Genomic DNA, 23,673 nt, shown 5'->3' with positions numbered 1-23,673 from the left:
GTTTCCTCTTGTTTACTGTCTGCTGGTGCCGCCTGAAGAGGCCGCAAACCCGCTGTGTTTCAGCCATGTCTGCCAGTGAGTCGGCAGGGATGTTGGCGCGCTTAAAATCTGCACCCTCACAGTCGGCCAATGTGGCTCGGACAGGCAATAACAGCGCCATGATATTGAATAACCATGGGGTCAAACTTCTGTTGTTATTGAATTTCACCCGCGTTTCAGGGCAGGGTAAGCGCATGAAACACGCCCTTGCCATACCGCTGATATGCTTTGCTTTGTTGGCGCAAATTGCGCCCGCACAGGCCGCCGATTGCTATGCCGATTACAAGGCCAAGCAGAACAACCCGCTGAAATTGCATTACGGAGTGATCCAGATCCGGGGCGCCTGCAACAAGGCCGCCGCGCAGGGGGAAATTCAGTCTCGCCTTGCGGCCTCCGGCTGGACCCTGCTTAATGTGATGGCGGTCTTTGGTCCCGAAGGCCTGCAACAAAGGAAGGCCAATGCCGGACCCTACTTTCTCCGTTTCTGAGGCCCGCACCGCTGGCAGCCGCATCATCGCCTTTGGCATCGCCCTGATCGCCGCCCTGCTGGCCATCGCTGGTACGGTGCTATTGCTGGCGCTGCCCGATGCCAATGCTTTTAACGCGCGGGTTGAACAGCTGTTTGTCGAAAACGACCTGACCGCTCAGGCCGAAATCAAACTGCTGGAGATTCTGGCTCAATCCGGCACTGCTTTTGCCGATACCCTCGCCAGCTACCGGGTGGTGATCTTTGTGCTCTTGGTCTTTGCCACCGCCATGATGATTGTCGCCCTGGTGGTGCTGGCAATGCTCTTGCTGCTCAATCGCCGCATGGCCCAGATCGAGCGGTCGGGTATTCAGGTGACCGAGCTGTTGATCAGCCGCGAGGAACACACCGTCTACCTCAATAACATGGGCTTCAAACTGACACCCGCAGCGATGGAGACATTGTCCGCCTTGGCCGAGGCCCGGATGGATGATGACGTGCTGTCAGGCGCCGAGATCGAGGCAGTGATTTCCGGAAAGCACAGCAGCGATTGCGAAGAGGCAGCCGGTGCCACACGAATAAAACGGCTGCGCGATACTCTGGGCAACCAGATGGTGAGCGAACTATTGGTCAAGAACATAGCCAAACGCGGCTATGTTTTGGCGATCAGCAAAGACGTCATCCGCATGGTCTGACGCGCCTCCTGTTGCCTGGGGCAGGACCCTGCGCCTTGCAGAGTGCTGATCACAACCTGGCGAGCCAGGGCCGTTTTGGCAACAAAACACATGCTCTGTGCACAGATGATCCTTCCAGCCACTGGATATTTACCTCTGCACACCCACATATAGGGCTGCCTCCACTGAGGAGGCGCCCTGGGGCGTCTATCGTTGCGCTCGGGGCCCAACAGGCCTCTCGGACGTCGAGGGGCAAGAGGATAGCCCCGAATGAACGCACATGTTCCGCCTCCCCCCAACAGTGCCGGGCCACAGAATCGTGGCCCGCAAAATCGCGGCTATGGTATTCTGGTCGAGCCCCTGCGCGGCGAAGTCCAGGTCCGGCGCGGTGGCTGCCTGTTGGCCAAAAGCACCCGCGCGCGCGTGATGTATGAAACCCGGCTACAGCCAACCATCTACATTCCGCGCGATGATCTCGTGGTGGATCTCTCCAACAAGGTGGGCCTGCAAACCTTCTGCCCCTTCAAAGGTACAGCCTGTTTCCATGATCTCAAGCTAGAGGATGGGCGCGTCGACAACGCCGTCTGGATCTATGAACACACCCTGCCGGAGGCCTCCCAGATCGAAGGCCATGTGGGCTTTGTCGCGGATCCCGATACATTGATCGACCTTGGCTCCAATCAGATCGCGCCGCCTGAATATGGCAATATCTCCGGTCCGCTGGTCGATTGGCTGCTGCGCGAAGCCGCCTTTTTGCCAACCCCTGCAGAGTTTACCAAGGCCTTTTCCAAAAAGCTGCTGGAGCAAGGCGTCTGCCTTTCGCGCCTGTCAGTGCTGGCCTGGTCGTTGCACCCGCAGATCGCGGGTAAGAATTTCATCTGGCAAAAGGCCACAGATGAGGTGACAACCTACGCCCCCAGCTACGAGATCTACGAACACCCCTCCTATAATGCCAGCCCGCTGCGCCATGTCTCCAAAGGCCTGGGTGGTGTGCGCCATCGCATCGACACCGAAAACAGCGATGATGCCTTCCCCATCCTCAGCGATCTGCGTGCCGCCGGTGCAACGGATTATGTCGCCATGCCGCTGCCCTTCTCCGACGGGCGCATCAATGTGCTCACCGTGGCCTCGGATCATCCGGATGGGTTTTCCACCGCAAATCTGGGCCTGATCTTTGAATGCTCCGCCGTGGTCGCCCGCTATTATGAGGTCTTCATGCAGCGCGAAAACGCTCAGTCGCTGCTGGAGACCTATGTGGGAAAACGCACCGGCGAGCGGGTTCTGGGCGGCAAGATCCGCCGCGGTGAGGGCGATGAGATCGACGCCGCCATCATGTTCTGCGATCTGCGTGGCTCGACCCTGCTGCAGGAACAGCTGGGGCGGCATGACTATATCAAGCTGCTGAACGCGTTTTTCGACACTGCCTCCACCATCGTTCATGACAACGGCGGCGAGGTGCTAAAATTCATCGGTGATGCGGTTCTGGCAGTCTTTCCCGCCGGTAACGAAACCGGAGAGGATGCCGATCAGGCCCGCGCCCAGGCGCTGAAATCCGCCCGCAGCATTGTACCGGCTTTGGCTGAGGTCGCAGCTGAGCATGATTTGCCCGTGCTCGAATGTGCCAGCGGTATTGCCTATGGCACCGTGACCTATGGCAATGTCGGCTCGCGGGAGCGGCTGGATTTCACCGTCATTGGCCAGGCCGCCAATATCGCCGCCCGTCTTGGCGACTATGGCAAGACTCTGGGCCATCAGATTGTGGTCAGTCAGAACTCCTTGCCAGGCTCTTGCCAGAACGCCACCTCCTTGGGCGCCTTGACCCTGCACAATATCAGCAAGCCCGTCGAAAGCTACGCCGTGGCGCCCTTTGTCACTGCGCCAGAACGCAGCCTCCAGCCCGACCCCGAAGGCCCACCGCCGGTTCCGGTCCAAGTCATCAAATAGCCGCGTTCGCTCGGCACAGCCCGCAATAGACGCTGTGAACAAGGCGCGGCCTTTGCCGCAGATGCTGGCGCGCCGCCCGGAACGGGCGGCGCCGGGTCGTTTTGCGTCAGCAAAACCGGCCCTGCGCGCGGGAGCCCCCCCTTTTTTGCTCTTGAAAAGCTGACTTATGAGGCCACGACCTTGGATCTTTGGCTGTCATCCCCCATGGAGATCAGCAGCGGTGCCTCTGCCTGCCGCGCCTTGAACGCCGCCTTATCCGTCATGCCCCGCCAGTCCTGATGCACCAGCGATTGCGCCACAGCCCCCCCCAGCGTGGTGCCTGGCCCCGTGACAATGAACAGATCCGGAGCAAACTCCTGCGCCGCGACCTGTACCGCGCGGGTGAAATCATAGCTCTCCACCACCTGATGCCCCAGGGTATAGTCCCAAAGCGCTGCCAGATCGCTGGATCCCGGCTGCCAGATCGCACCGCGCCCATCCACCAGCGGCACTGCGGGCTGCATCAGCATTCCCCCATCCAGCCGTTCACGCCCCTCGGTGGCCACTGGCGCCTGTAGCGCGGTATGAAATCCGGCGTGATTGGCCAGCCGCATCGGGAAACGATCTGCGATCTGCGGTACGGCAGCCTCAAAGGCAGTCAGGCCCGCGTCATCTCCAGCCAGCACCAACATCCCCCCCAGATCAATCGACAGCGCCAGCACATGATCCCTGCGGGCGTTGATCTGCGCCACCAGCGCCAATAGCTCTGCCTTGCGCTGCGGATCTGGTCGCCAGTCATCGCCGGTAAAGGGATAGACCAGCTGACCGCCAATCAGATGCTCCTGCATCAGGGTCCCCATGGTGTTCACCAGTGCGAACCCGTCCTGTGCCGACAGCGCGCCAGCAGCGGCCAAAGCGATATACCAGCCCATGGAGTTGCCGGTGACCGCAACCACCTCGATATCGCTCGCGAGCGACTGCGCATCCGCCAGAGCGCTGGCATAGATCAGCGGCGAAGCAATATCGCCGCGCGAGTATTTCCCCACCGAAAACCGCGTTGCCCCATCCAGGGCGGTGACCTCTTCCTGGCCCAATGCGACCCGCGCCGCATCAAAGCCCGCAAACAGCGCCGCCTTATCGGCGTGATGACGGTGCAGATAACCCAGCTCGGGCTTGTTATAGGTGCCCCGGCCGGGACAGATCAAAACGGCGGTACGGGTCATGGTTTTGCTCCTACCAGATCCAGGGCTGCGGCAAGAATGCTGTCCTTTGAGGGCAGCGTGGCGGCATAGGCCGGGCCGGTGGCGATGAAACAATCCTCGGCGGCGATGCGCGTAGCCGGGCGGTCACCCTGTTCCGCAAACAGCGCCATCAGCGCCTCGGATTGGCTGCCGGTGCTGCGACATTCATCGACGATCAGCACATGTTTGCAGCTTTTGGTCGCTTCCAGCAGCGCCGCTGCCGGCAGCGGCGCCAGCCAGCGCAAATCAACAATGCGGCTCTTGATGCCCTTTGCCTCCAGCTCGGCCTGGGCCTGGGTCGATAGGTAGCGGCCATTGCCATAGGTCACGATGGCAAGATCCGTGCCCTCGCCATGCTGGCCGACATCGCCCAAAGAAATGCTTTGATCAGGGGCCGGGTAATGCCGCATCCATTCCCCATCTTTGGCCCCGTGCAGATCCCGCATCGGATACAGCGCGATTGGTTCAACAAAGACCACCACCCGCTGTTCCTCGCGCGCCAGCCGCACGGATTCGCGCAGCATCATCGCCGCTTCCGCCCCATCCGAGGGACAGGCAATCACGATCCCAGGAATGTCGCGCAGCACCGCCAGCGAGTTGTCATTGTGGAAATGGCCACCAAACCCCTTTTGATAGCCCAGGCCCGCAATGCGCAGCACCATCGGGTTGCTGAACTGACCATTGGAGAAGAACGGCAGGGTTGCCGCCTCACCGCGCAGCTGGTCTTCGGCATTGTGCAGATAGGCCAGGAACTGAATTTCCGGCATCGGTACAAAGCCATTGTGCCCCATGCCAATCGCCAGCCCCAGAATCGACTGTTCATCCAGCAGCGTGTCGATCATCCGGTCCGGGCCAAAGCGCTGGTGCAGCTTTTGTGTGACGCCATAGACGCCGCCCTTTCGACCCACGTCTTCGCCCATCATGACAATTTCACCATGCTGCAGCATCAGATCTGTCAGCGCCCAGTTGATCAGCCGTGACATCGGCTGCGGGTCGGACATTGCCCGCATGTCACCGCCAAAGGCTGCGGCGCGGGCCTCTGCGCTGGAGCCATTGCTGGCAGTACAGGCACGGGTGGGCGGGATCAGGCTGGCTGCAACCTCCGCACCTGTCTTCAGGTGTGGACGTGTCACCACCTCGGCGCGGATACGTTCCACCCGGGCGCAGGTATCTGTGTAGATCTTCAGCGCCTCTGCCCGGGGCAAGGCCCCGGCCTGTTCCAGCAGGCGCACCGAATGCAGCAGCGGATCATTGGCCTCATCCGCCTCGACCTCTGATTTGGGCAAATAGGTCGTCGGCACATCCGCCCCGGCATGGCCATAAAGCCGCACGGTGCGCAGATGCAGAAAAGCGGGTTTCTTGCGGCGGCGCACATAGTCGGCGGCCTCTTGTGCCACGGCATGGGCCGCGTAGATATCCAGCCCGTCCGCCTTGAAGTATTTGATACCCGGGCGGGCCCGCATTGAGGTCTCGATCCAGCCCCGGGGTGTCTTGGTCGAAATGCCGATACCGTTGTCCTCGCAGACAAACAACAGCGGCAGCGGCGTTGACTGCACCGAGGTCCAGCCAGCCGTGTTGATCGCCCCCTGCGCAGTGGAGTGATTGGCGGAGGCATCGCCAAAGGAGCACATGACAATGCTGTCGTCGCGCATGATCTTATGCTCGGGCGCATGGCGTTTGGCAGCGCCGATGGAATAGGCAGCACCTACCGCCTTGGGCAGGTGGCTGGCGATGGTTGAGGTCTGCGGCGGGATCATCAGCGCCCTGGAGCCCAGCACCTTATGCCGCCCACCCGAGGTTGGATCCTCGCAAGAGCAGGCAAAAGAGAGGAGCATATCCCAGGCGATGCGCTGACCCGGCACCTGATCGGCGCGGGAGATCTGAAAGGCCGCATCGCGGTAATGCAAAAACGCCATATCATCAGGGCGCAGCGCCCGCGCAACCGCCGCCATGCCCTCATGCCCTGACGAGCCGATGGTATAAAACCCCTGCCCCGCCTTTTGCATGGACCGGCTGGTAATATCCAACGCCCGGCTCAGCACCTGGGCCCGGTAGATCCCCACGGCCTGCTCAGGGGCCAGCCCAACCAAGGGCGCCGCGCCCTGCGGCAGGGCGCCAGTACCAACCCGGTCCAGGAAGTTTTGATGCACGATCTGAGCGCGGTCCATTGGCAATCCCTTTGTCTGTTCTGCCCCTGTTATCCGGCAGAACAGACATGAATTCCAATGAGATTAACAGCCCAACTCATGAGGTTTCGGCATGGGTCTGGCGAAAAAAACCGCTTAGAGCTTGGCGCGCCCCCGCGCCCTCCTTGATATAGCTCGATATAGGGGGCCATCTCCGTGCCATGGACGGTGGCGAATTTCTTTTTGTCACAAAAACGCGTAGGCATGAGTCAGCCCCGACCTTAAGATCAGGGTGAGAAAATGCCTTCGGAACACCCCTTCCAAAACCAGGACCAAAATGCCCCGCGCCAGATCGCCTTTCCGTACCACCCTTGTCGACAATGCTCTCACGACCTTTTGGAAAAAGGCGGGGCAGCTGGTCTTGGCGAAGGATCTGATGCGTAACCCCCCGCTGTCGCTGCTCACCAGTTGCCCTGGCAGAGATGAGGCCAGTTGAGATGGCAGGTCAGTCACCCCCCTCAACCCTGCCCGCAGGCCCCTTTCGGTTCATCGCGCTGGACGTGGAAACAGCCAGCCGTGACAGCGCCAGCATCTGCCAGATCGGCATCGCCTGTGTGCGCAGCGACAACCATATTGAGACCTTCACCACCTATGTGAACCCCGAACAGAGCTTTGCCCCCTTCAATACCGAATTGCACGGCATCAGCGCAGAGACCGTCGCCACCGCCCCCAGTTTTCCCGAGGCCTGGGGCCAGCTCAAACCCCTGTTGCAACTGCATCATCTGGTTCAGCACAGCGGTTTTGACAGCAAAGCCATCTCGGCCGCCTGCCGCGCCTATCGCCTTCCCAATGCAGATCTGAGCTGGAGCGACAGCGTCAAAATTGCGCGGCGGGCCTGGCCTGAATTCAAAGGCAACGGCGGGCACGGGCTGGCCAACCTAAAGCGGCAACTGGGGCTCTCGTTTCGCCACCACGACGCTGGCGAGGATGCCCGTGCCGCCGCCGAGGTGGTACTGCTGGCCGAAGGTCAGTTGGGTCAGAGCTTTGACAGGATCAGCGGCACAGCCCGCAAGGCACAGTTCAGCCTACCGCTTCAACTGCCATAGGGCGCAGAGGCCTTGCCAGCCATTTTCCCAGGCTCCAACCCTCGCCAGAGCGCTCAGCAGCGGAATTTACCAGAAATTTAGGCCAGCCCGATAAAGTTAATCCCGGAACTGAATGCCCAAATTGGGTAAAACCCGCGGAGAAATGAATGAAACTATTTGGTAAAATGTCGGCCCTGGCGGCGGCAGTTGTGTGTGGCACGTCCGTTATGGCGTCACAAACAGTGGCCCAAGCTGTGAAACTCACCACATTGGAATGGCCCCCTTATGTGAATGCAGATAGCTCTGGAACCAGCACCGATCGCGTTGTCGAGATTCTCAACAGCATTGGCATTGATGCCACCGTGCAGGTCTTTCCCTGGAACCGCGCCGTGAACCTGGCCGCAAAAGACCCGGCATGGCTTGGCGTCTACCCTGAATATTACTCCGAAGCGGATGATGCCGACAAAGGCGGCGCACGTTGCCTCTATTCGAAATCCTTTGGCACCAGCCCAGTTGGCTTTGCGCAGCGCGTCGACGCGCCGATCACCTGGTCTGACCATAGTGACCTGACCAATTACACCATTGGTGTGGTTTCCGGCTATCTGAACGAAGCGCGTTTTGACACCATGGTCGCCAATGGGGAAATCCAAACCCAGGAAGTGGCAGCCGATGACGCGAACCTCAAAAAAGTTGCAGCCGGACGCATTGATGCCGCTGTGATCGACCGCGAAGTCATGGCGCATCTGCTTGCCGGAATGCCCGCGCTTGCTGAGCAACTGGAGTTCAATACGACCCTATTGGCCGAACACGGGCTTCATATCTGCTTTAAAAACTCAGACGCAGGCCGCGCCTTGCGGGACCAGTTCAACGCCGCGTTTTAAGCGGCGCCTTGCCTATTTGAAACGTGAAAAGCCCAAGTCCCGGGCTTTTCACGCCTTCCCACGGAAGGCTATGTCGCTTTTTCCAATCCGCCATTAAAAGAAGGCAGGAATTCAAAGCCGCGTGCAGTGAAAACTGGGACCACACAAAATGTCCCCATGTGTCCCCAAAGATATTCCAAAAAAGATATCCCAAAACGGAGAAAGCCTCAGGCGTTTCCGCCTAAGGCTTTGATAAAGTGGTGAGCCGTGATGGGTTCGAACCATCGACCTACTGATTAAAAGTCAGTTGCTCTACCAGCTGAGCTAACGGCCCACTTTATAATCGCTGCTTAAGTGGTTTGTCTAAGTTGATCAAGCACTTAATTTGCTATCGTCTGACAAGTCCGTGTCGTTCTTGCCGTCCCGATTGGCGGCTGTCTACGGTTAGCAGGGTAAGGGGTCAAGCCCTTTTTTGAACTTTATACGTCACAGACTGGATTCATTTTCATCGCAGGTCTATATGCCCGGTATGAGTATGTATCCAGATCCCCAATTTCCCTTCATGAAGATGCATGGGCTTGGCAACGATTTTGTCGTTGTTGATGCGCGTGCGCGAAAGCTGGCGATCACCCCCGCCCTGGCACGGGGAATCGCCCATCGTCAATTTGGCGTTGGCTTTGACCAGCTGGCGCTGATTGAGCAGGGTGCTGGGGATGCACATCTCACCTTTTACAATGCCGATGGCTCCACCTCGGCGGCCTGCGGCAATGCCACCCGCTGCATTGCCCGCCATCTGATGGAGGAAAGCGGCAAGACCGATCTGCACCTCACCACTGATCGCGGTGATCTCTTTGCCCGCGATGCCGGTGATGGGCTGACATCGGTCAATATGGGGCAGCCACAACTGATCTGGGATGAAATCCCCCTGAGCGAAGCGATGGATACTCTCGAACTTCCCATCGAAGGCGCCCCAACCGCCACTGGCATGGGCAATCCGCATTGCACCTTCTTTGTCGAAGACGCGGATTTGATTCCGCTGGCCGAATTTGGCCCACGCCATGAACACCACCCGCTGTACCCGCAACGTACCAACGTGCAGGTCGCCCAACTTATTGGCCCCGATCACGTCCGTATGCGCGTCTGGGAACGCGGTGTGGGCGTCACCCTGGCCTCTGGCTCTTCCTCCTGTGCCACCGCCGTAGCCGCCGCACGACGCGGCCTGACGGGGCGCAGGGTCCAGATTGATCTGGACGGCGGCACACTCTGGATCGACTGGCGCGACGATGGCGTCTGGATGACCGGCCCGACCATGCATGTCTTTACCGGCAGTTTCACCACCGCTTTTCTCGAAAGTCTCTGACATGTCAGCGCCAAAGTTCACCACACTCGGCTGCCGTCTCAACGCCTACGAGACCGAGGCAATGAAAGAACTGTCTCAGGCCGCAGGCCTGGAAGATCTGGTGGTGGTGAATACCTGCGCAGTGACCGCAGAGGCGGTGCGCAAATCCCGCCAGGAAATCCGCCGCCTGCGCCGCGACAACCCACAGGCCCGCATCGTGGTTACCGGCTGCGCCGCCCAGACCGAACCGGAAACCTTTGCCCAGATGCCAGAGGTCGACACGGTCATTGGCAATACCGAAAAAATGCAGCCGGAAACCTGGAACGGCATGGCCGCCAATTTCATCGGTGAGACCGAAAAAGTCCAGGTCGATGACATCATGTCGGTGACCGAGACCGCCGGCCATTTGATCGACGGCTTTGGCACCCGTAGCCGCGCCTATGTGCAGGTGCAAAATGGCTGCGACCACCGCTGCACCTTCTGTATTATCCCCTATGGCCGCGGCAATTCCCGCTCGGTCCCGGCCGGCGTTGTGGTGGATCAGATCAAACGGCTGGTGGATAAGGGCTACAACGAGGTAGTGTTGACCGGCGTTGACCTCACCAGTTGGGGCGCCGATCTGCCCGCGCACCCCAAACTCGGCGATCTGGTGATGCGCATCCTCAAGCTGGTGCCAGACCTGCCGCGCCTGCGGATCTCCTCCATCGATTCGATCGAGGTGGATGACAACCTGATGCAGGCCATCGCCACAGAACCGCGGCTGATGCCGCATCTGCATCTGTCATTGCAACATGGCGACGATATGATTCTCAAACGCATGGCCCGGCGCCATCTGCGCGACGATGCCATCCGCTTTTGCGAAGAGGCCCGGCGCCTGCGCCCCGATATGACCTTTGGCGCAGATATCATTGCCGGCTTCCCAACCGAGACCGAAGCGCATTTTGAAAACTCGCTGCAGCTGGTCGAAGACTGCAACCTCACCTGGTTGCACGTCTTCCCCTATTCCAAACGAGAGGGAACCCCGGCTGCCAAGATCCCCAAACAGATCAATGGCAATACCATCAAAGCCCGTGCGGCCCGCCTGCGTGCCGCTGGCGACGCCCAGGTCCAGCAACACCTTGCCGCGCAGATTGGCAAAACCCATCAGGTCTTGATGGAAAACCCCCACATGGGTCGGACCGAACAGTTCACCGAAGTGAAATTCTCCAGGCCCCAGACCGAAGGCAAAATCATCGCCACCCACATCCTCGGTATCGATGGAATCCATCTCACCGCCTGACGCCCGCAGCACTTTTCATCTTGCTGAAAATACCTCGGGGTGAATGGGCGGTCACGCCCAGAGGGGCAGCGCCCCTGCGCCCGCCAGCCGCCCGACCAAACAAAAAGGCCCCCGCAAGGTGACTTGCAGGGGCCTATTTATGTCTGGTGAAATCAGCCTATCAGGCGGATTTTTTACCCTTGTGCGGCGCCCAGAGCTGTTTGTTGGTCAGATAAAGCAGAACCGACAGAACGGTCAGGATCAGCACCCCGACAAAACCGCTTTGCTTGCGGGCCATCATCTTGGGTTCGGCGGTCCACATCAGGAAAGCCGCAACATCCTGCGCCATGTGATGCACGGTGTTGTCATGGCCATCAGCAAATTCAACCTGCTCATCTGACAGCGGAGGCGCCATGCCGATCCAGCTGCCAACAGCCAACCGTCCAACTTCCTTGCGCTCAATCGTGACCGAACCGTCGTCGTTAGTTACTTCGGTTTCCTTGTAGATCTTACATTCGTCAGGATATCCGCCAGCAGCAAACGCCGTGTTGTAATAGCCGGTAAAATCTTCTGGCGCACAGTCAGGCGCTTCTTCATAGCCGCTGATCAGCGAGGCGATGTATTCCGCGCCACCGATCCCTTTGAACAGCTGGTTTATACCAGACCCATAGGGACCGTGGAAACCGGCGCGTGCCTTGGCCATAAGGCTCAGGTCAGGGGCACCAGCAGAGGTATTGGCTGGGAAGTGGTTAACTGGCTTGGCAGGTACATCCTCGTCCAGTTCCGGGTCATAGACGGTAAAGTTCTCAGCCGCATAGGCACGCACCTGATCGGCAGGCAGCGCAGGGCCACCTTCGTCGCCAAGGGTGCGCAGTGGCACAAACTTCAGCCCGTGACAGGCAGAGCAGACTTCGGTGTAGATCTGCAAGCCGCGCTGCAGCTGATTTTGATCATAGGCGCCAAATGGTCCCTCAAACGAGAACTGGAAGTCCTCGACGTGGCCATGACCGCCTGCCGCATGAGATGCGACAGGGGCAAGGGCCAGAGCGAAGGCGGCACCGATTGCGAGTTTCTTCAACATTGGTAGCTGTCCTTCTCTTACTCGGCAGGAGTGGCTGCGTCGGATTTCCCGCCATAGTGAGCGTCGAAATCTTCTTCAATTGTAGCAGGCTCTGCCAGTGGCTTCTCGATGACACCCAGGATGGGCAGGATCACCAGGAAGTAGCCGAACCAATAGGCCGATGCGATCAGCGAGAACGATGCATAGGGCTCTTCCGCCGGCATCGCACCCAGCCACATCAGGGCAAAGAAGTCAAAGATCAGCAGGTAGAACCACCACTTGAACATCGGACGATAGCGACCCGACCGCACCCGGCTGGTGTCCAGCCAGGGCACCAGCGCCATCACGGCGATCGCGCCAAACATCGCCAGAACCCCAAAGAACTTGGCGTCAACGATGCCACCGGTCACGAAGGAGGCAATCTGAACAACCCAGACTTCAGAGGTGAAGGCCCGCAGGATCGCGTAGAAAGGCAGGAAGTACCATTCAGGAACGATATGCGACGGCGTCACCAGCGGGTTGGCCTCGAGGTAGTTATCCGGGTGGCCCAGGTAGTTTGGCATAAAGCCGACGATGGCCCAGAAGATCACCAGAACAATGGCCAGACCAAGGAAATCCTTGATCACAAAATAGGGCCAGAACGGCAGGGTGTCTTTTTTGACGTCCTCTTTCGAGCCCTTGCGCACGTCAACACCGGTTGGGTTGTTGTTGCCAGTGGTGTGGAAGGCCCAGATATGGACCACAACCAGCGCGGCGATGACGAAAGGCAGCAGGTAGTGCAGCGAGAAGAAACGGTTCAGCGTGGCGTTATCCACCGCAGGTCCGCCCAGCAGGAATGTCTGCAGCGCGTCACCCACAAAAGGAATGGCACCAAACAGGCCGGTGATCACGGTCGCACCCCAGAAGGACATCTGCCCCCAGGGCAGAACATAGCCCATGAAACCGGTGGCCATCATCAACAGATAGATGATCATGCCGATGATCCAGGTGATCTCACGCGGGGCCTTGTAAGAGCCGTAGAACAGGCCACGGAAGATGTGGATGTAAACAGCCACAAAGAACAGCGAGGCGCCGTTTGCGTGCAGATAGCGCAGCATATGGCCGCCATTCACGTCGCGCATGATGTGCTCAACAGAGGCAAAGGCCATGTCGGCATGCGGGGTGTAATGCATCACCAGGACAACGCCGGTGGCAATTTGCAACACCAGGCAGAAGGCCAGAACGATGCCCCAGATCCACCACCAGTTCAGGTTCTTGGGGGTGGGGATCATGATGGTGTCGTAGATCAGACCAACGATGGGCAGGCGGCTGTGAAGCCACTTTTCTGCGCCTGTCTTTGGCTCGTAATGGTCGTGCGGAATACCGGACATAGGTACGTCTCCTTATCCCAGCTTGATGGTTGTTGCGTCGGTGAACTCTGCAAGAGGCACGTGCAGGTTCTGGGGCGCGGGGCCTTTGCGGATCCGGCCAGCGGTGTCGTAGTGCGACCCGTGACAGGGGCAGAACCAGCCGTTGAAATCGCCCGAACCATCGCCCAGCGGCACACAGCCGAGGTGGGTACAAACACCCATCATCACCAGCCATTCGCCATTTTCATCCATGGTGCGGTTTTGATCCGCAGCATCGGTGCCCGGCTTGTTGGGGTTTTCCGAAGTGGTATCGATCAGGCTCGCGACATCAACCGCGCGGCCTTCGTCGATCTCAGCCTGAGTACGACGGCGGATGAACACGGGTTTCCCCAAGAACATCACACTAATTTGCGTTCCAACTTCTACACCGCTGATGTCCACGAGAATCGAGGACAATGCTTTGACGTCAGCCGAGGGGTTCATCTGATTGACCAGGGGCCATACAGCGGCACCCGCAGTCACTGCCCCGGCGCCGGCAGTGGCGTAGTAGAGGAAATCTCTCCGGGTTCCTTCGTGGTCTTCTGCGTGGGACACGAGGTTTTCTCCATTTCCAGCGCCCGTTTAGGGCAAACATGCGCATGCACCACGATAAACGCGGTGACTCAGGCGGGTCATAGCCGGGTGAGGCGCTTTCGTCCAGCGGTCAAAGGCGCACATGGCACTCCAGTTTCAAGTTTCTTTCAAACGGCGCTCTCAAAGCCACAGCGGACCCGCCTCAGCCCCTGCACCCAAAAGAAAGAATTAACCCTCTGGCGGCCGCGTTGCCTGCATCGAGGCACGCGATTCGAACGCCTTGAACCAATCCGCCAGAGCCTCGTTTCCAACCCGCCATCCAGCATCGGGATGTCTGTAATCCACATAGGAAAGCGCACAGGCCACCGCGATCTGCCCCATATCCAGCGGCCCTTGCAGGTGGCTCATCCAGCGTGCATTGAGCGCCGAACAGGCGCCAAGCACCTTGCCCAGCTGCGCCTTGATCCACTCAGGGGATTGCTGCGCCTCGGGCCGCAACCGCATTTCATAGGTCATCAACACGGCTGCATCCATGATACCATCGGCAGTGGCCTCCAGCACCTTGCTGTCCCAGCCCGCCGCATAAAGCCCGGCCTCTGCCTGGGCGTTCAGGTATTCACAAATCACCCGGCTGTCATATAGCGCCGGGCCATCGTCGCGCTCCAGCGCCGGGATCTTGGCCAGCGGATTGCTCGCTTGCACATCGGCGCTGGGGTTGAGGGGCGTGGTTGCGACATTGTGTATCTCCACACTGTCCAGCGTCTCGGTCTCGTGCAGCAGGACCATGACCTTGCGCACAAAGGGGGAAGTCGGGGCATAATGCAGTTTCATCGCGCTCTCCTTGAGGTTTGGCCGCAGCCTAGCCGCTCTGCCGCAAATGGGAAGCCCAAGCGAGCCGGAAAGCGCCAACCGCCAAATGAAAGAGCGCGGCGTCAGCTGCGCTATCACATCTTGCACATCGTCTCACTTCTTGGCAGGGTCTCGCTGTTCTCAGGGCGGGGTGAAATTCCCCACCGGCGGTATGTGGCGGGGTGTCCCGTCATAAGCCCGCGAGCGGCTTTTGCGTTTGACGCCTCCACAGCCCGAAAAGTGGGAACCGGTTTTCGGACTGTGCTGTGGAGCAAACAAGGAAGTGTCAGCAGATCTGGTGTGATTCCAGAGCCGACGGTCATAGTCCGGATGGAAGAGAACGTGCGACAAGACTGCTTTCGGCTGCGGCCGGGTGCAGTTGTGCCGCTCGTTATCGCCTTGGGTGACGTGTCAAACCTATAGGAGATACCAATGACACACACCCGCTACGCCTTTATCAAGGCACAATGGCATGCCGATATCGTTGACCAGGCTCTGCTTGGCTTCACCCAGCTTATCCCCGCCGAACAGGTTGATATTTTTGACGTGCCCGGCGCGTTTGAAATGCCGCTGATGGCTCAGGATCTGGCCAAAACCGGCCGCTATACCGCCATAGCCTGCGCCGCCTTTGTGGTGGACGGCGGCATCTACCGCCATGATTTTGTTGCCCAGTCCGTGGTTGACGGGCTGATGCGCGTTGGGCTGGATACCGGCGTGCCGGTGCTCTCGGTCTCGCTGACGCCGCATCAGTATCAGGAAACCGACCACCACAACGCCATCTACCGCGCCCATTTTGTAGACAAGGGCCGCGAAGCCGCCAATGCTGCGCTGATGATCGCCAAATCGCGCCAGAAACTGGCCGCTGTCGCCTGATATTGCAAACGGCAGTGGGCCCTGGCTGGGTCCACTGCCCGCCGCCCTAGCCCAGATAAGCCTTCAGCGCCGGGGGCGGGTTGTCCAGCAGCGCCCCCGTGGCCTGCGGCGGATGCACCCTGCCCTCTGCCACCAAGACCACCTGCTCGGCGATGCGACGGGCATCTTTGGGGTCATGGCTGACCATCAGCACCGTGGAGCCGGTCTCATCGGCAATTTCCGCCACCAGATCCAGCATCTCATCCTTCAAGGCAGGCCCAAGGGCCGCAAAGGGCTCATCCAGCAGCAAGATATCGCGCCGCTGCAGCAAAACCCGCGCCAGTGCCACCCGGCTTTGCTGGCCGCCGGACAGGGCCGCCGGTTTGCGCGCCGCCAGATCCCTCAGCCCGACGCGGCTCAGCGCATTCTGCACCTGGCCGTGCTCTGCGCTGGACAGGCGCAGATTTGGCCGTAACCCCAGGCCTGCGTTCTGCGCCACAGTGAGATGGGGAAACAGGTTGCCATCCTGAAACAGCATCGCCACCGGGCGCTGCCCTGGTGGCAAATCCTTCAGATCCTCCCCCTGCCAGAGAATGCGCCCCTCATGCAGCGGCAAGAACCCGGCAATCGCCTCGATCAGGGTGGATTTCCCCGCCCCCGAAGGGCCGATAATGGCCAGCTTTACGCCCTTGTTGATCTCAAGGTCCGCCTGCAGGGTGAAGGCGCCATTTGCTATTTCACAGCTATCAAGCCTCAGCATGCCACCGGCCTCCGCGATCCAGAATCCAAAATGCACCCATCGACAGCACCAATAACAACAGCGCCGCCCCGGCTGCCGCCTCCATCTGATAGGCCCCCATCAGGCGGTAGACCTGCAACGGCAGGGTGGCCACATCGGGGTCGGCAAACAGGGTGATGACGCCCAGATCGCCCATCGACAGAGCCGCTGCCAGCCCGGCGGCAAAGCCAATCTGCGCCCGCATCCGCGGCAGAAACACCCGCCACAAAAACGGTCCTCCCGCCATGTTCAGCGACAGCGACAGCCTGCCATAGCGCATCATCACCTCGCGGGCGCGCGGCACCAGAATACGCAGGGCGAAGGGCAGCGCCATCACCGCATTGACCAGCGCCGTAACCGGCAGCGCCAGGGCAAAGGGATCGGCAAAGGGATAAATCACGATGAACAGCCCGGTGCCGATCACCAGAGGCGAGGCCGCAAGCCCCAAAATGCCCGCAACTTCGATCAATGTGCTGCGCCTCGTGGCCACGGCTGCCGCCATCGGCAGCGCCAGACACAGCAACAACAGGGTGCTGAGAGCAGAAACCAGAACCGAGGTCAGCGCTGCCATCCAGACCCCTGCGTTCAACAGGAACAGCCCAGAGATCCCAGCGACAACAACTGCCGCCAGAGGCAGGATCAAAAACAGTGCCGCACATACAATCCAGGCCGTATCCAGACCCCGCGCCAGGTGGTTATCTCCATCCCACCGCCGCAGCACCCGATCCAGCCCAGCGCCAACGCCCTCACTGTCAGAGACCCGCAGCGCCACAAATGCAGCACTCCCGGTCAGCCCCAGCTGCAGTGCTGACAACAGCGCCGCCCGGCCGAGATCAAAATCAAACCGAAAGGCCTGATAGATGGCCAGCTCGATCGTGGTCGCCCGCGGACCACCACCCAGCGTCAGCGCCACGGCAAAACTCGACAGACAAATGGCAAAAACCACCGCCAGAGCTCCGGGCACCACCCGCTTCAGCATCGGCGCTTCCAGCAGCTGCCACATGGCGCCAGGTCCGGCATTTACCTGCGCCGCCAGGCGAAAGCGTTCCGCCGGGATCTCCTGCCAGCCCTGCAGAATCAACCGTGTTGCCAGCGGCAGGTTGAAAAACACATGCGCCAGCACCACACCGTGCAGCCCGTAAATTTGCAAAGGCTCCAGCCCAAAGAACATCAACACCTGGCTGATCCAGCCTGCCCGGCCAAAGACGGTCAGCAATCCCAAGATCGCCACGATCACCGGCAGAATAAACGGCGCCCCCAACAGTGTGATCAATGCGCTGCGCCCAAGAAACCGCCGCCGTGCCAGGGCCCGCGCCAGACCAATCGCCAGCCCGACGCTCATAATCGCAGACAACACCGCCTGCGTCAGGGTAAACCGCAGCGCAGCCCAGTCACTGGCAGCAAAGCCCCGACCGGCCTCAGCCCGCAAAGCCACCGCCGCAAGCGTCCCCAGGATCAGCGCGGCCACAATCAGGGCCGCGCCAGCACCGGGAAGCGCGCTTATCGGCTCAGCGCGTCGAGCCATTCGCCCAATGCGCTGTCACGCAGCGCTGCGGCCTCAGTCGCTGGCAAAAGCAGCGATTTGACCGGGGTAATCAGGGTTTCAAACCCTTCAGGCAGGCCGCTCGCTGGTGTTACCGATGGGTACATCCAGTTGGTGGTGGGAATCACCGACTGAAACTCCTCAGAAACCATGAACTGCATGAAGTCACGCGCCAGCTCAGGCTGGTCACTGGCCGCCAGAATGCCTGCAACTTCAACCTGCATGTAATGGCCCTCATCAAAGGCGGCAGCGGCTTTCGTGGCGTCGTCTTCGGCAATCAGGTGATAGGCCGGCGAGGTGGTATAAGAGAGCACCATATCGGCCTCCCCGTCCAGAAACAGCCCATAGGCCTCGGACCAGCCCTTGGTCACGGTGACCACATTGTCCGCCAGATCGGCCCAGACCGCCGGAGCCTCATCGCCATAGGCTGCCTTGACCCACATCAGCAGGCCCAGCCCGGGCGTCGATGAGCGGGGATCCTGAATGACGATCTTCATGTCACTGGCGGCCAGCGCCTTGAAATCCGTCGGCACTGCCACAGCATCCGCATTGTGCACAAAGGCAAAATAGCCCCAGTCATAGGGGGCAAAGGTTGCGTCTTCCCAGGCCAGGGGCAGGCTATAGTCCGCTGTCGCCCCGTGCTCGGCAAACAGCCCGGTTGCTGCCGCAGCCGCCGTCAGGTTGGTATCCAGCCCCAACACCACATCCGCATCCGAGCGCGCCCCCTCCAGTTTGACCCTTGCCAGCAGCGCCGCGCCATCGCCGGCCCCCACCAGCTTCAGATCACAGCCACACTGGGCCTCAAATGCTTTTTCCACCGCAGGACCAGGGCCCCAGTCGGAAACAAAGCTGTCATAGGTATAGACAGTCAGCTCGGGTGTATCAGCATATGCAGCCGACGCTCCCAATACTGCTGCTGCAAAAACAGAATACTTCATGGCATCCTCCTTTGCGGCATCGGGCAAGGGTGGAGCAGCTCCGAAACCTTCCCTCCGCCGGTTCAAGCCGGTTCAGGTTCAACGGGTCTGTTCTCAGCTTGGGTCTCCCAAGCACCCCGAGGTGTCCTCTCTCCTAGGTCTCTACCGCCTTAAAGGCAAGCCAAACCCTGCGCCGACCTGAGAGTTTCACCCGCCTGTCCAGGCTGACCGGTCCCGGCTTCATTTGGCCAAAAATATCCCGGGGGAGCCGCCAGCGGCGGCGGGGGCAGCGCCCCCAATTGCCCTGCCCCAAGCTGCGTCGCGGGGACATCGCAGTGCAATAGCCCTTGAGCCACAGCCCCTGGCTCGCTAAGCACAACCCGCAAAGGAGATCCCAGCACATGTCGATGAACAGCTTTGGCCATCTTTTCCGCGTCACCACCTGGGGCGAAAGCCACGGACCGGCGCTGGGGGCAACCGTAGACGGCTGCCCACCAAATGTTCCGCTGGACCCTCAGATGCTACAGCAATGGCTGGATCGCCGCCGCCCCGGCCAGAACAAGAACACCACCCAGCGCAACGAGCCCGACGCGGTCAAGATCCTGTCCGGCGTCTTCGAAGGCAAGAGTACCGGCACGCCAATCCAGCTGATGATCGAAAACACCGACCAGCGCTCCAAGGACTATGGCGATATCGCCCAGACCTTCCGCCCCGGCCATGCCGACATCACCTATTTCCAGAAATACGGCAATCGCGACTATCGCGGCGGCGGTCGCTCCTCAGCCCGCGAAACCGCAGCCCGTGTGGCCGCCGGCGGGGTGGCGCGCCAGGCCATCAAGTCGCTGGTGCCGGATCTGCAGATCACCGGCTACATGACCCAGATGGGCGAGATGGAGATCGACCGGTCCCGCTTTGACTGGGAGACGATCGGCCAGAATGACTTCTGGATCCCAGATGCCGGTGCCGTTCAGGACTGGGAGGATTACCTCCAGGGCTTACGCAAGGCCCATGATTCCGTTGGTGCCGTGGTCGAAGTGGTCGCCCGCGGTGTACCCGCCGGTATTGGCGCGCCGATCTATAATAAGCTCGACACCGATCTGGCAGCCGCGATGATGTCGATTAACGCCGTCAAAGCGGTGGAGATTGGCGAAGGCATGAATGCCGCCCGCCTGAAGGGCTCGCAAAACGCCGATGAAATCTTCATGGGCAACGATGGTCAGCCCGTCTATTCCTCCAACCATGCAGGCGGCATTCTCGGGGGGATCTCTACCGGCCAGGATGTTGTGGTGCGCTTTGCCGTCAAACCAACCTCCTCGATCCTGACGCCGCGCCAGTCGATCCGCAAGGATGGCACCGCTGCCGAGGTCATCACCAAGGGGCGCCATGATCCCTGTGTTGGGATTCGCGCCGTACCGGTGGCCGAGGCGATGATGGCCTGTGTGATCCTGGACCATCTGCTGCTGCATCGCGGCCAGATTGGCAGCAATCAGGGCCATATCGGCGCATGAGCCTGGACCAGCTGCAGATCCAGCTCCGCCGCATCTCAGAGGTGCAGATGGCACAGGATCCGGCCCATGACATCGCCCATCTTGACCGGGTCTGGGCCAATGCCCACCGGATTGCCCGCGATGAGAATGAAAAAACACCTGACCGGGTCAACCTGCGGGTGCTGATTGCCGGAGCCTATCTGCATGATCTGGTCAACCTGCCAAAGGATCACCCCCAGCGCGAGACCGCCTCGCGGCTGTCGGCAGAAAAATCAGAGCCTATTCTTCAGGGTCTGGGCTATAGCAGCGATGAAATCGCCGCCGCGCAACATGTGATCGAAGCCCATAGCTTTTCTGCGGGGCTGCCCGCCAACAGCCTGGAAGCTTTGATCCTGCGCGATGCAGACCGGCTGGATGCCTTGGGTGCTGTTGGCATCGCGCGCACCTTTATGGTGGCGGGCACAATTGACCGGCCGCTGTGTGATCCCGATGATCCCTTTGCCGCCAACCGGCCGCTGGATGATCAGATCTGGTCGATTGATCATTGGCATCTGAAACTGTTGAAACTTCCCGGCGACATGGCCACTGACAAGGGCCGCAAGATCGCCCGCAAACGCGCGCGGTTGATGCTGGCCTATCTGCGGCAACTGGCCAAGGAAATGGACACCGAGCTGCCAGACCACTGGGCCGCGCTGCTGAAATGATCGACATTCTCGCCATCACCTTTCCCATCTACGCCGCTCTGGCACTGGGCTATCTGGTGGTATGGAAAGGCTGGTTCAGCCCGGATGATATGCGCGTGTTGGGGCGCTATGTTCTGAATATCGCCCTGCCTGCCTTGATCTTTGCCGCTGTGGCCGCGCGCAGTCCGGTGCAGGTTTTCCAGCCCGGATATGTCGTGGTCTATGCCCTTGGCGGGCTGGCGACGGTGGCGCTGTCCTATCTGTTGTTCACGCTGCGCCGCACAGACCCCAAGCGCCGCGCGCTGGGAGTCATGGGCTCCACCTGCCCCAACAATGCCTTTGTCGGCTATCCGATCATGCTGCTGGCCTTTCCCGATCAGGCCGGGATCATTCTGGCGCTGAACCTGCTGGTGGAAAACCTGCTGCTGGTGCCGGTCTGCCTGATTTTGGTCGAACTGGCGGGCAATGGCGTTGACCAGCCGCTGCTGCCACGACTGCGGCGCATCCTGCTGGATCTGGCCAAAATGCCGATGCTCATCGGTTTGGCGCTGGGAATGGTGGTATCGTTGGTCGGCCTGCCCCTTCCCGGTCCCTTCATGCGATTTATCGACATGCTTGCGGTCTCCGCCGGAGCCGTGTCCCTGCTGGTGATCGGCGGCGCGCTGGTGGGATTGCCGCTGCATGGCAATCGCTCGCTTGCGGCGCAGATCGCGGCCTCCAAACTGCTGCTGCATCCAGCCCTGGTCGCGCTGATGGCGGCTGCCCTGTTGGCCATGGGGCTGATCACGCTGCCGCCCGCGCTGCACAGCGCGGTCATCCTGTCGGCGGCGATGCCAATGTTTGGCATCTACACCGTCCTGGCCCAGCGTCAGGGGTTGGAGGGCGCTGCCAGTCTGGCCATGCTCGCTGGGACCAGCTGCGCCTTTGTCACGCTGACTGTTTTGTTGTGGGTCTTGACCTGACGGACTGACCTGGACCCGGCAGGTCAGGGCTGAGCAAACAGATCCGCGTAGTCCTCGCGCAGCGCCTTTTTCTGCACCTTCCCCATGGTGTTGCGGGGCAGCTCGGGCACCAGCACGATATGTTTGGGCTGCTTGAACTTGGCCAGCTGAGCGCCAAGCGCCGCGGCAATGTCTGCAGTGTTGAGACTGGCCTGCGCTTCGGGCACCACAACGGCCACCACAGCTTCGCCAAAATCGGGATGTGCCACGCCAATGACGGCGCTTTCCAGCACCCCGGGCAGATCGTCGATCAGGCTCTCGACCTCCTTGGGGTAGACGTTAAAACCGCCGGTGATCACCAGATCCTTTTGCCGCCCCACAATGGTGATATAGCCATCAAGGTCTTGCCGGGCGAGATCACCGGTGATGAACCAGCCATTCGCTTGCAACTCCTCGGCGGTCTTTTCCGGCATCTGCCAATAGCCCTGAAAGACATTGGCACCGCGCACTTCCAGCACGCCTGTTTCGCCCCTGGCAACCTCATGCCCCCGATCCATGATACGGGCCTCAACCCCGGGCAACGGCAATCCCACGGTGCCAGCGCGGCGCTCGCCCTCATAGGGGTTGGAGGTGCTCATATTGGTTTCGGTCATGCCATAGCGTTCCAGAATGCGGTGCCCGGTGCGGGCCTGCCATTGCTCATGGGTGTCCACCAACAGGGGCGCCGAACCGGAAATGAACAGCCGCATATTCTCTGCCAGCTGCGGCGTCAGGCGCGGATCCTGCAACAGGCGGGTGTAGAAGGTTGGCACCCCCATAAGGGCCGTCGCGCGGGGCATCGCCTCCAGGATCTGATCCGCGTTAAATCCAGACAGGAAGACCAGTTGCGCGCCTGCAAACAGCGCCACATTGGTGGCGACGAACAGCCCGTGAGTGTGAAAGATCGGCAAGGCGTGGATCAACACATCGCGACTGGTAAACTGCCAATAGTCCCGCAGAGTGAGCGAGTTTGAAGCCAGGTTTTCATGGCTCAGCATCGCCCCTTTGGAACGCCCGGTGGTGCCTGAAGTATAGAGAATAGCCGCCAGATCATCTGGCCCGCGCGCCACCGGTGCAAAACCACCGCGCCCGACCACCGAATCGGTCAGCGAGCCAAGCCCCTTGGCATCCAGCGTCACCACCTGGGCGGCGCCAGCGATCTCTGCCATCTCATCGCGCCGCGCCGGGTCACAAACCAGCACGCGAGGCGTCGCATCGGCAAGGAAATAAGCCACTTCGGGCACCGTATAGGCGGTGTTCAGCGGCAAAAACACTGCGCCCGCCATGACGGTTCCGAGGTAGAGCTGGATCGCCTCGATGGTTTTTTCAACCTGCACCGCCACCCGGTCTCCGGGTTGAACCCCCATCGCCACCAGGGCCGCCGCGTTGCGCTCAGCCCCTGTAAACAACTCCCCAAACGTGACACTGGCGCGGGCTGGAAAGGTGGCAAAATTGCGGGTTTCTTGCCCTTCACTGGCTGCATATAGCTGCGAAATCAGATGGTTTTCATCATACATTCAAAGGGCTCCTCAACTTTTGGTGTAATTTGCGCCGGGGCTGGTACGGAAATCAAGCCATTGATCTTTTTGTC

At 60.3% G+C, this 23,673-nt stretch carries 21 protein-coding genes, 1 tRNA gene and 2 riboswitches; of the genes, 11 read left to right on the top strand and 11 right to left on the bottom strand.

The window, feature by feature from the left end; translation table 11 throughout:
- Positions 1-233 precede the first annotated feature (233 nt).
- The 3 genes from ARCT_RS0123265 to ARCT_RS0123255 all read left to right on the top strand — a co-directional run bounded on the left by ARCT_RS0123265 (position 234) and on the right by ARCT_RS0123255 (position 3,123).
- Positions 234-527 carry a hypothetical protein gene (locus ARCT_RS0123265; protein ID WP_027242239.1) on the top strand — a complete coding sequence of 98 codons (294 nt, stop codon included), beginning with the start codon at positions 234-236 and terminating at the stop codon, positions 525-527.
- Positions 499-1,200 (top strand): winged helix-turn-helix domain-containing protein, encoded by a 702-nt coding sequence (locus ARCT_RS0123260; protein ID WP_027242238.1) that lies wholly within the window; start codon positions 499-501, stop codon positions 1,198-1,200. Before ARCT_RS0123265 ends, ARCT_RS0123260 begins: the two co-directional genes overlap by 29 nt.
- A 249-nt stretch (positions 1,201-1,449) precedes the next feature.
- On the top strand, positions 1,450-3,123 hold the full coding sequence (locus tag ARCT_RS0123255; protein ID WP_027242237.1) for a DUF427 domain-containing protein: 1,674 nt from the start codon (positions 1,450-1,452) through the stop codon (positions 3,121-3,123).
- Between the two features lie 164 nt (positions 3,124-3,287).
- On the opposite strand, the gene ARCT_RS0123250 is transcribed toward ARCT_RS0123255, so the two are convergent.
- The gene (locus tag ARCT_RS0123250) at positions 3,288-4,325 is read right to left on the bottom strand and encodes an acyl carrier protein (RefSeq protein WP_027242236.1); all 1,038 of its coding nucleotides are present in this window, start codon (positions 4,323-4,325) and stop codon (positions 3,288-3,290) included.
- A complete protein-coding gene (locus ARCT_RS0123245; RefSeq protein WP_027242235.1) occupies positions 4,322-6,511 on the bottom strand; it encodes a thiamine pyrophosphate-dependent enzyme in 2,190 nt (729 codons plus the stop codon). The genes ARCT_RS0123250 and ARCT_RS0123245 overlap by 4 nt, the downstream gene beginning before the upstream one ends.
- Positions 6,512-6,966: 455 nt before the next feature.
- On the opposite strand from ARCT_RS0123245, the gene ARCT_RS0123235 reads away from it, so the two are divergent.
- Together ARCT_RS0123235 and ARCT_RS0123230 are read left to right on the top strand one after the other, a co-directional pair.
- Entirely contained in the window at positions 6,967-7,575 is a 609-nt protein-coding gene (locus ARCT_RS0123235; protein WP_027242234.1) for a 3'-5' exonuclease, read from the top strand.
- A gap of 146 nt (positions 7,576-7,721) precedes the next feature.
- The gene (locus ARCT_RS0123230; RefSeq protein WP_027242233.1) at positions 7,722-8,435 is read left to right on the top strand and encodes a substrate-binding periplasmic protein; all 714 of its coding nucleotides are present in this window, start codon (positions 7,722-7,724) and stop codon (positions 8,433-8,435) included.
- Positions 8,436-8,672: 237 nt separating this feature from the next.
- On the opposite strand, the gene ARCT_RS0123225 is transcribed toward ARCT_RS0123230, so the two are convergent.
- Positions 8,673-8,748 (bottom strand) — tRNA-Lys (locus tag ARCT_RS0123225).
- Positions 8,749-8,934: 186 nt separating this feature from the next.
- On the opposite strand from ARCT_RS0123225, the gene dapF reads away from it, so the two are divergent.
- Together dapF and mtaB are read left to right on the top strand one after the other, a co-directional pair.
- Positions 8,935-9,774: a diaminopimelate epimerase gene (gene dapF / locus ARCT_RS0123220; protein WP_027242232.1), complete on the top strand. Its 840-nt coding sequence runs from the start codon at positions 8,935-8,937 to the stop codon at positions 9,772-9,774.
- A 1-nt stretch (position 9,775) separates the two neighbouring features.
- On the top strand, positions 9,776-11,032 hold the full coding sequence (gene mtaB / locus ARCT_RS0123215) for a tRNA (N(6)-L-threonylcarbamoyladenosine(37)-C(2))-methylthiotransferase MtaB (protein ID WP_027242231.1): 1,257 nt from the start codon (positions 9,776-9,778) through the stop codon (positions 11,030-11,032).
- A gap of 160 nt (positions 11,033-11,192) precedes the next feature.
- Here the strand turns inward: mtaB and ARCT_RS0123210 are convergent, their stop codons facing one another.
- From ARCT_RS0123210 to ARCT_RS0123195, 4 genes are all read right to left on the bottom strand, one after another.
- Positions 11,193-12,092: a cytochrome c1 gene (locus ARCT_RS0123210; RefSeq protein WP_027242230.1), complete on the bottom strand. Its 900-nt coding sequence runs from the start codon at positions 12,090-12,092 to the stop codon at positions 11,193-11,195.
- A 17-nt stretch (positions 12,093-12,109) separates the two neighbouring features.
- A complete protein-coding gene (gene petB / locus ARCT_RS0123205) occupies positions 12,110-13,441 on the bottom strand; it encodes a cytochrome b (protein ID WP_027242229.1) in 1,332 nt (443 codons plus the stop codon).
- A gap of 12 nt (positions 13,442-13,453) precedes the next feature.
- Complete coding sequence (petA, locus tag ARCT_RS0123200) at positions 13,454-14,014, bottom strand: ubiquinol-cytochrome c reductase iron-sulfur subunit (RefSeq protein WP_027242228.1); 561 nt, start codon at positions 14,012-14,014, stop codon at positions 13,454-13,456.
- Between the two features lie 207 nt (positions 14,015-14,221).
- Positions 14,222-14,824: a glutathione S-transferase gene (locus ARCT_RS0123195; RefSeq protein WP_027242227.1), complete on the bottom strand. Its 603-nt coding sequence runs from the start codon at positions 14,822-14,824 to the stop codon at positions 14,222-14,224.
- Positions 14,825-14,975: 151 nt separating this feature from the next.
- Positions 14,976-15,188, top strand: a riboswitch (FMN riboswitch).
- Between the two features lie 86 nt (positions 15,189-15,274).
- Between ARCT_RS0123195 and ARCT_RS0123190 the strand changes: the two genes are divergently transcribed.
- On the top strand, positions 15,275-15,715 hold the full coding sequence (locus tag ARCT_RS0123190) for a 6,7-dimethyl-8-ribityllumazine synthase (RefSeq protein ID WP_027242226.1): 441 nt from the start codon (positions 15,275-15,277) through the stop codon (positions 15,713-15,715).
- A 46-nt stretch (positions 15,716-15,761) separates the two neighbouring features.
- Here the strand turns inward: ARCT_RS0123190 and ARCT_RS0123185 are convergent, their stop codons facing one another.
- Genes ARCT_RS0123185 through thiB form a run of 3 tightly spaced genes read right to left on the bottom strand, consistent with a single transcriptional unit; the run spans position 15,762 to position 18,953 of the window.
- Positions 15,762-16,454 (bottom strand): thiamine ABC transporter ATP-binding protein, encoded by a 693-nt coding sequence (locus tag ARCT_RS0123185; protein WP_027242544.1) that lies wholly within the window; start codon positions 16,452-16,454, stop codon positions 15,762-15,764.
- Positions 16,441-17,997, bottom strand: coding sequence for a thiamine/thiamine pyrophosphate ABC transporter permease ThiP (locus ARCT_RS0123180; RefSeq protein WP_027242225.1), 1,557 nt, complete (start codon positions 17,995-17,997; stop codon positions 16,441-16,443). The genes ARCT_RS0123185 and ARCT_RS0123180 overlap by 14 nt, the downstream gene beginning before the upstream one ends.
- Complete coding sequence (gene thiB / locus ARCT_RS0123175; RefSeq protein ID WP_027242224.1) at positions 17,973-18,953, bottom strand: thiamine ABC transporter substrate binding subunit; 981 nt, start codon at positions 18,951-18,953, stop codon at positions 17,973-17,975. Before thiB ends, ARCT_RS0123180 begins: the two co-directional genes overlap by 25 nt.
- Before the next feature lie 32 nt (positions 18,954-18,985).
- Positions 18,986-19,082, bottom strand: a riboswitch (TPP riboswitch).
- A 251-nt stretch (positions 19,083-19,333) separates the two neighbouring features.
- On the opposite strand from thiB, the gene aroC reads away from it, so the two are divergent.
- Genes aroC through ARCT_RS0123160 form a run of 3 tightly spaced genes read left to right on the top strand, consistent with a single transcriptional unit; the run spans position 19,334 to position 22,064 of the window.
- On the top strand, positions 19,334-20,440 hold the full coding sequence (gene aroC / locus ARCT_RS0123170; RefSeq protein ID WP_027242223.1) for a chorismate synthase: 1,107 nt from the start codon (positions 19,334-19,336) through the stop codon (positions 20,438-20,440).
- The gene (locus tag ARCT_RS0123165) at positions 20,437-21,123 is read left to right on the top strand and encodes an HD domain-containing protein (protein ID WP_027242222.1); all 687 of its coding nucleotides are present in this window, start codon (positions 20,437-20,439) and stop codon (positions 21,121-21,123) included. The genes aroC and ARCT_RS0123165 overlap by 4 nt, the downstream gene beginning before the upstream one ends.
- A complete protein-coding gene (locus ARCT_RS0123160) occupies positions 21,120-22,064 on the top strand; it encodes an AEC family transporter (protein WP_027242221.1) in 945 nt (314 codons plus the stop codon). Before ARCT_RS0123165 ends, ARCT_RS0123160 begins: the two co-directional genes overlap by 4 nt.
- 23 nt (positions 22,065-22,087) lie before the next feature.
- Here ARCT_RS0123160 and ARCT_RS0123155 read toward each other — a convergent pair whose 3' ends face one another.
- Positions 22,088-23,599 (bottom strand): malonate--CoA ligase, encoded by a 1,512-nt coding sequence (locus ARCT_RS0123155; protein WP_027242220.1) that lies wholly within the window; start codon positions 23,597-23,599, stop codon positions 22,088-22,090.
- Positions 23,600-23,673 lie beyond the last annotated feature (74 nt).

It is taken from the genome of Pseudophaeobacter arcticus DSM 23566 (assembly GCF_000473205.1).
Lineage (GTDB): Bacteria > Pseudomonadota > Alphaproteobacteria > Rhodobacterales > Rhodobacteraceae > Pseudophaeobacter > Pseudophaeobacter arcticus.
Note: the sequence above shows the minus strand (reverse complement) of the source record. Positions and strands in the feature narration are given on the sequence as shown.

Bases quoted from the DNA above. Each gene is read 5' to 3' on its own strand.
- ARCT_RS0123265 (WP_027242239.1), top strand. From the start codon at position 234: ATGAAACACGCCCTTGCCATACCGCTGATATGCTTTGCTTTGTTGGCG.
- ARCT_RS0123260 (WP_027242238.1), top strand. From the start codon at position 499: ATGCCGGACCCTACTTTCTCCGTTTCTGAGGCCCGCACCGCTGGCAGC.
- ARCT_RS0123255 (WP_027242237.1), top strand. From the start codon at position 1,450: ATGAACGCACATGTTCCGCCTCCCCCCAACAGTGCCGGGCCACAGAAT.
- ARCT_RS0123250 (WP_027242236.1), bottom strand. From the start codon at position 4,325: ATGACCCGTACCGCCGTTTTGATCTGTCCCGGCCGGGGCACCTATAAC.
- ARCT_RS0123245 (WP_027242235.1), bottom strand. From the start codon at position 6,511: ATGGACCGCGCTCAGATCGTGCATCAAAACTTCCTGGACCGGGTTGGT.
- ARCT_RS0123235 (WP_027242234.1), top strand. From the start codon at position 6,967: ATGGCAGGTCAGTCACCCCCCTCAACCCTGCCCGCAGGCCCCTTTCGG.
- ARCT_RS0123230 (WP_027242233.1), top strand. From the start codon at position 7,722: ATGAAACTATTTGGTAAAATGTCGGCCCTGGCGGCGGCAGTTGTGTGT.
- dapF (WP_027242232.1), top strand. From the start codon at position 8,935: ATGCCCGGTATGAGTATGTATCCAGATCCCCAATTTCCCTTCATGAAG.
- mtaB (WP_027242231.1), top strand. From the start codon at position 9,776: ATGTCAGCGCCAAAGTTCACCACACTCGGCTGCCGTCTCAACGCCTAC.
- ARCT_RS0123210 (WP_027242230.1), bottom strand. From the start codon at position 12,092: ATGTTGAAGAAACTCGCAATCGGTGCCGCCTTCGCTCTGGCCCTTGCC.
- petB (WP_027242229.1), bottom strand. From the start codon at position 13,441: ATGTCCGGTATTCCGCACGACCATTACGAGCCAAAGACAGGCGCAGAA.
- ARCT_RS0123195 (WP_027242227.1), bottom strand. From the start codon at position 14,824: ATGAAACTGCATTATGCCCCGACTTCCCCCTTTGTGCGCAAGGTCATG.
- ARCT_RS0123190 (WP_027242226.1), top strand. From the start codon at position 15,275: ATGACACACACCCGCTACGCCTTTATCAAGGCACAATGGCATGCCGAT.
- ARCT_RS0123185 (WP_027242544.1), bottom strand. From the start codon at position 16,454: ATGCTGAGGCTTGATAGCTGTGAAATAGCAAATGGCGCCTTCACCCTG.
- ARCT_RS0123180 (WP_027242225.1), bottom strand. From the start codon at position 17,997: ATGGCTCGACGCGCTGAGCCGATAAGCGCGCTTCCCGGTGCTGGCGCG.
- thiB (WP_027242224.1), bottom strand. From the start codon at position 18,953: ATGAAGTATTCTGTTTTTGCAGCAGCAGTATTGGGAGCGTCGGCTGCA.
- aroC (WP_027242223.1), top strand. From the start codon at position 19,334: ATGTCGATGAACAGCTTTGGCCATCTTTTCCGCGTCACCACCTGGGGC.
- ARCT_RS0123165 (WP_027242222.1), top strand. From the start codon at position 20,437: ATGAGCCTGGACCAGCTGCAGATCCAGCTCCGCCGCATCTCAGAGGTG.
- ARCT_RS0123160 (WP_027242221.1), top strand. From the start codon at position 21,120: ATGATCGACATTCTCGCCATCACCTTTCCCATCTACGCCGCTCTGGCA.
- ARCT_RS0123155 (WP_027242220.1), bottom strand. From the start codon at position 23,599: ATGTATGATGAAAACCATCTGATTTCGCAGCTATATGCAGCCAGTGAA.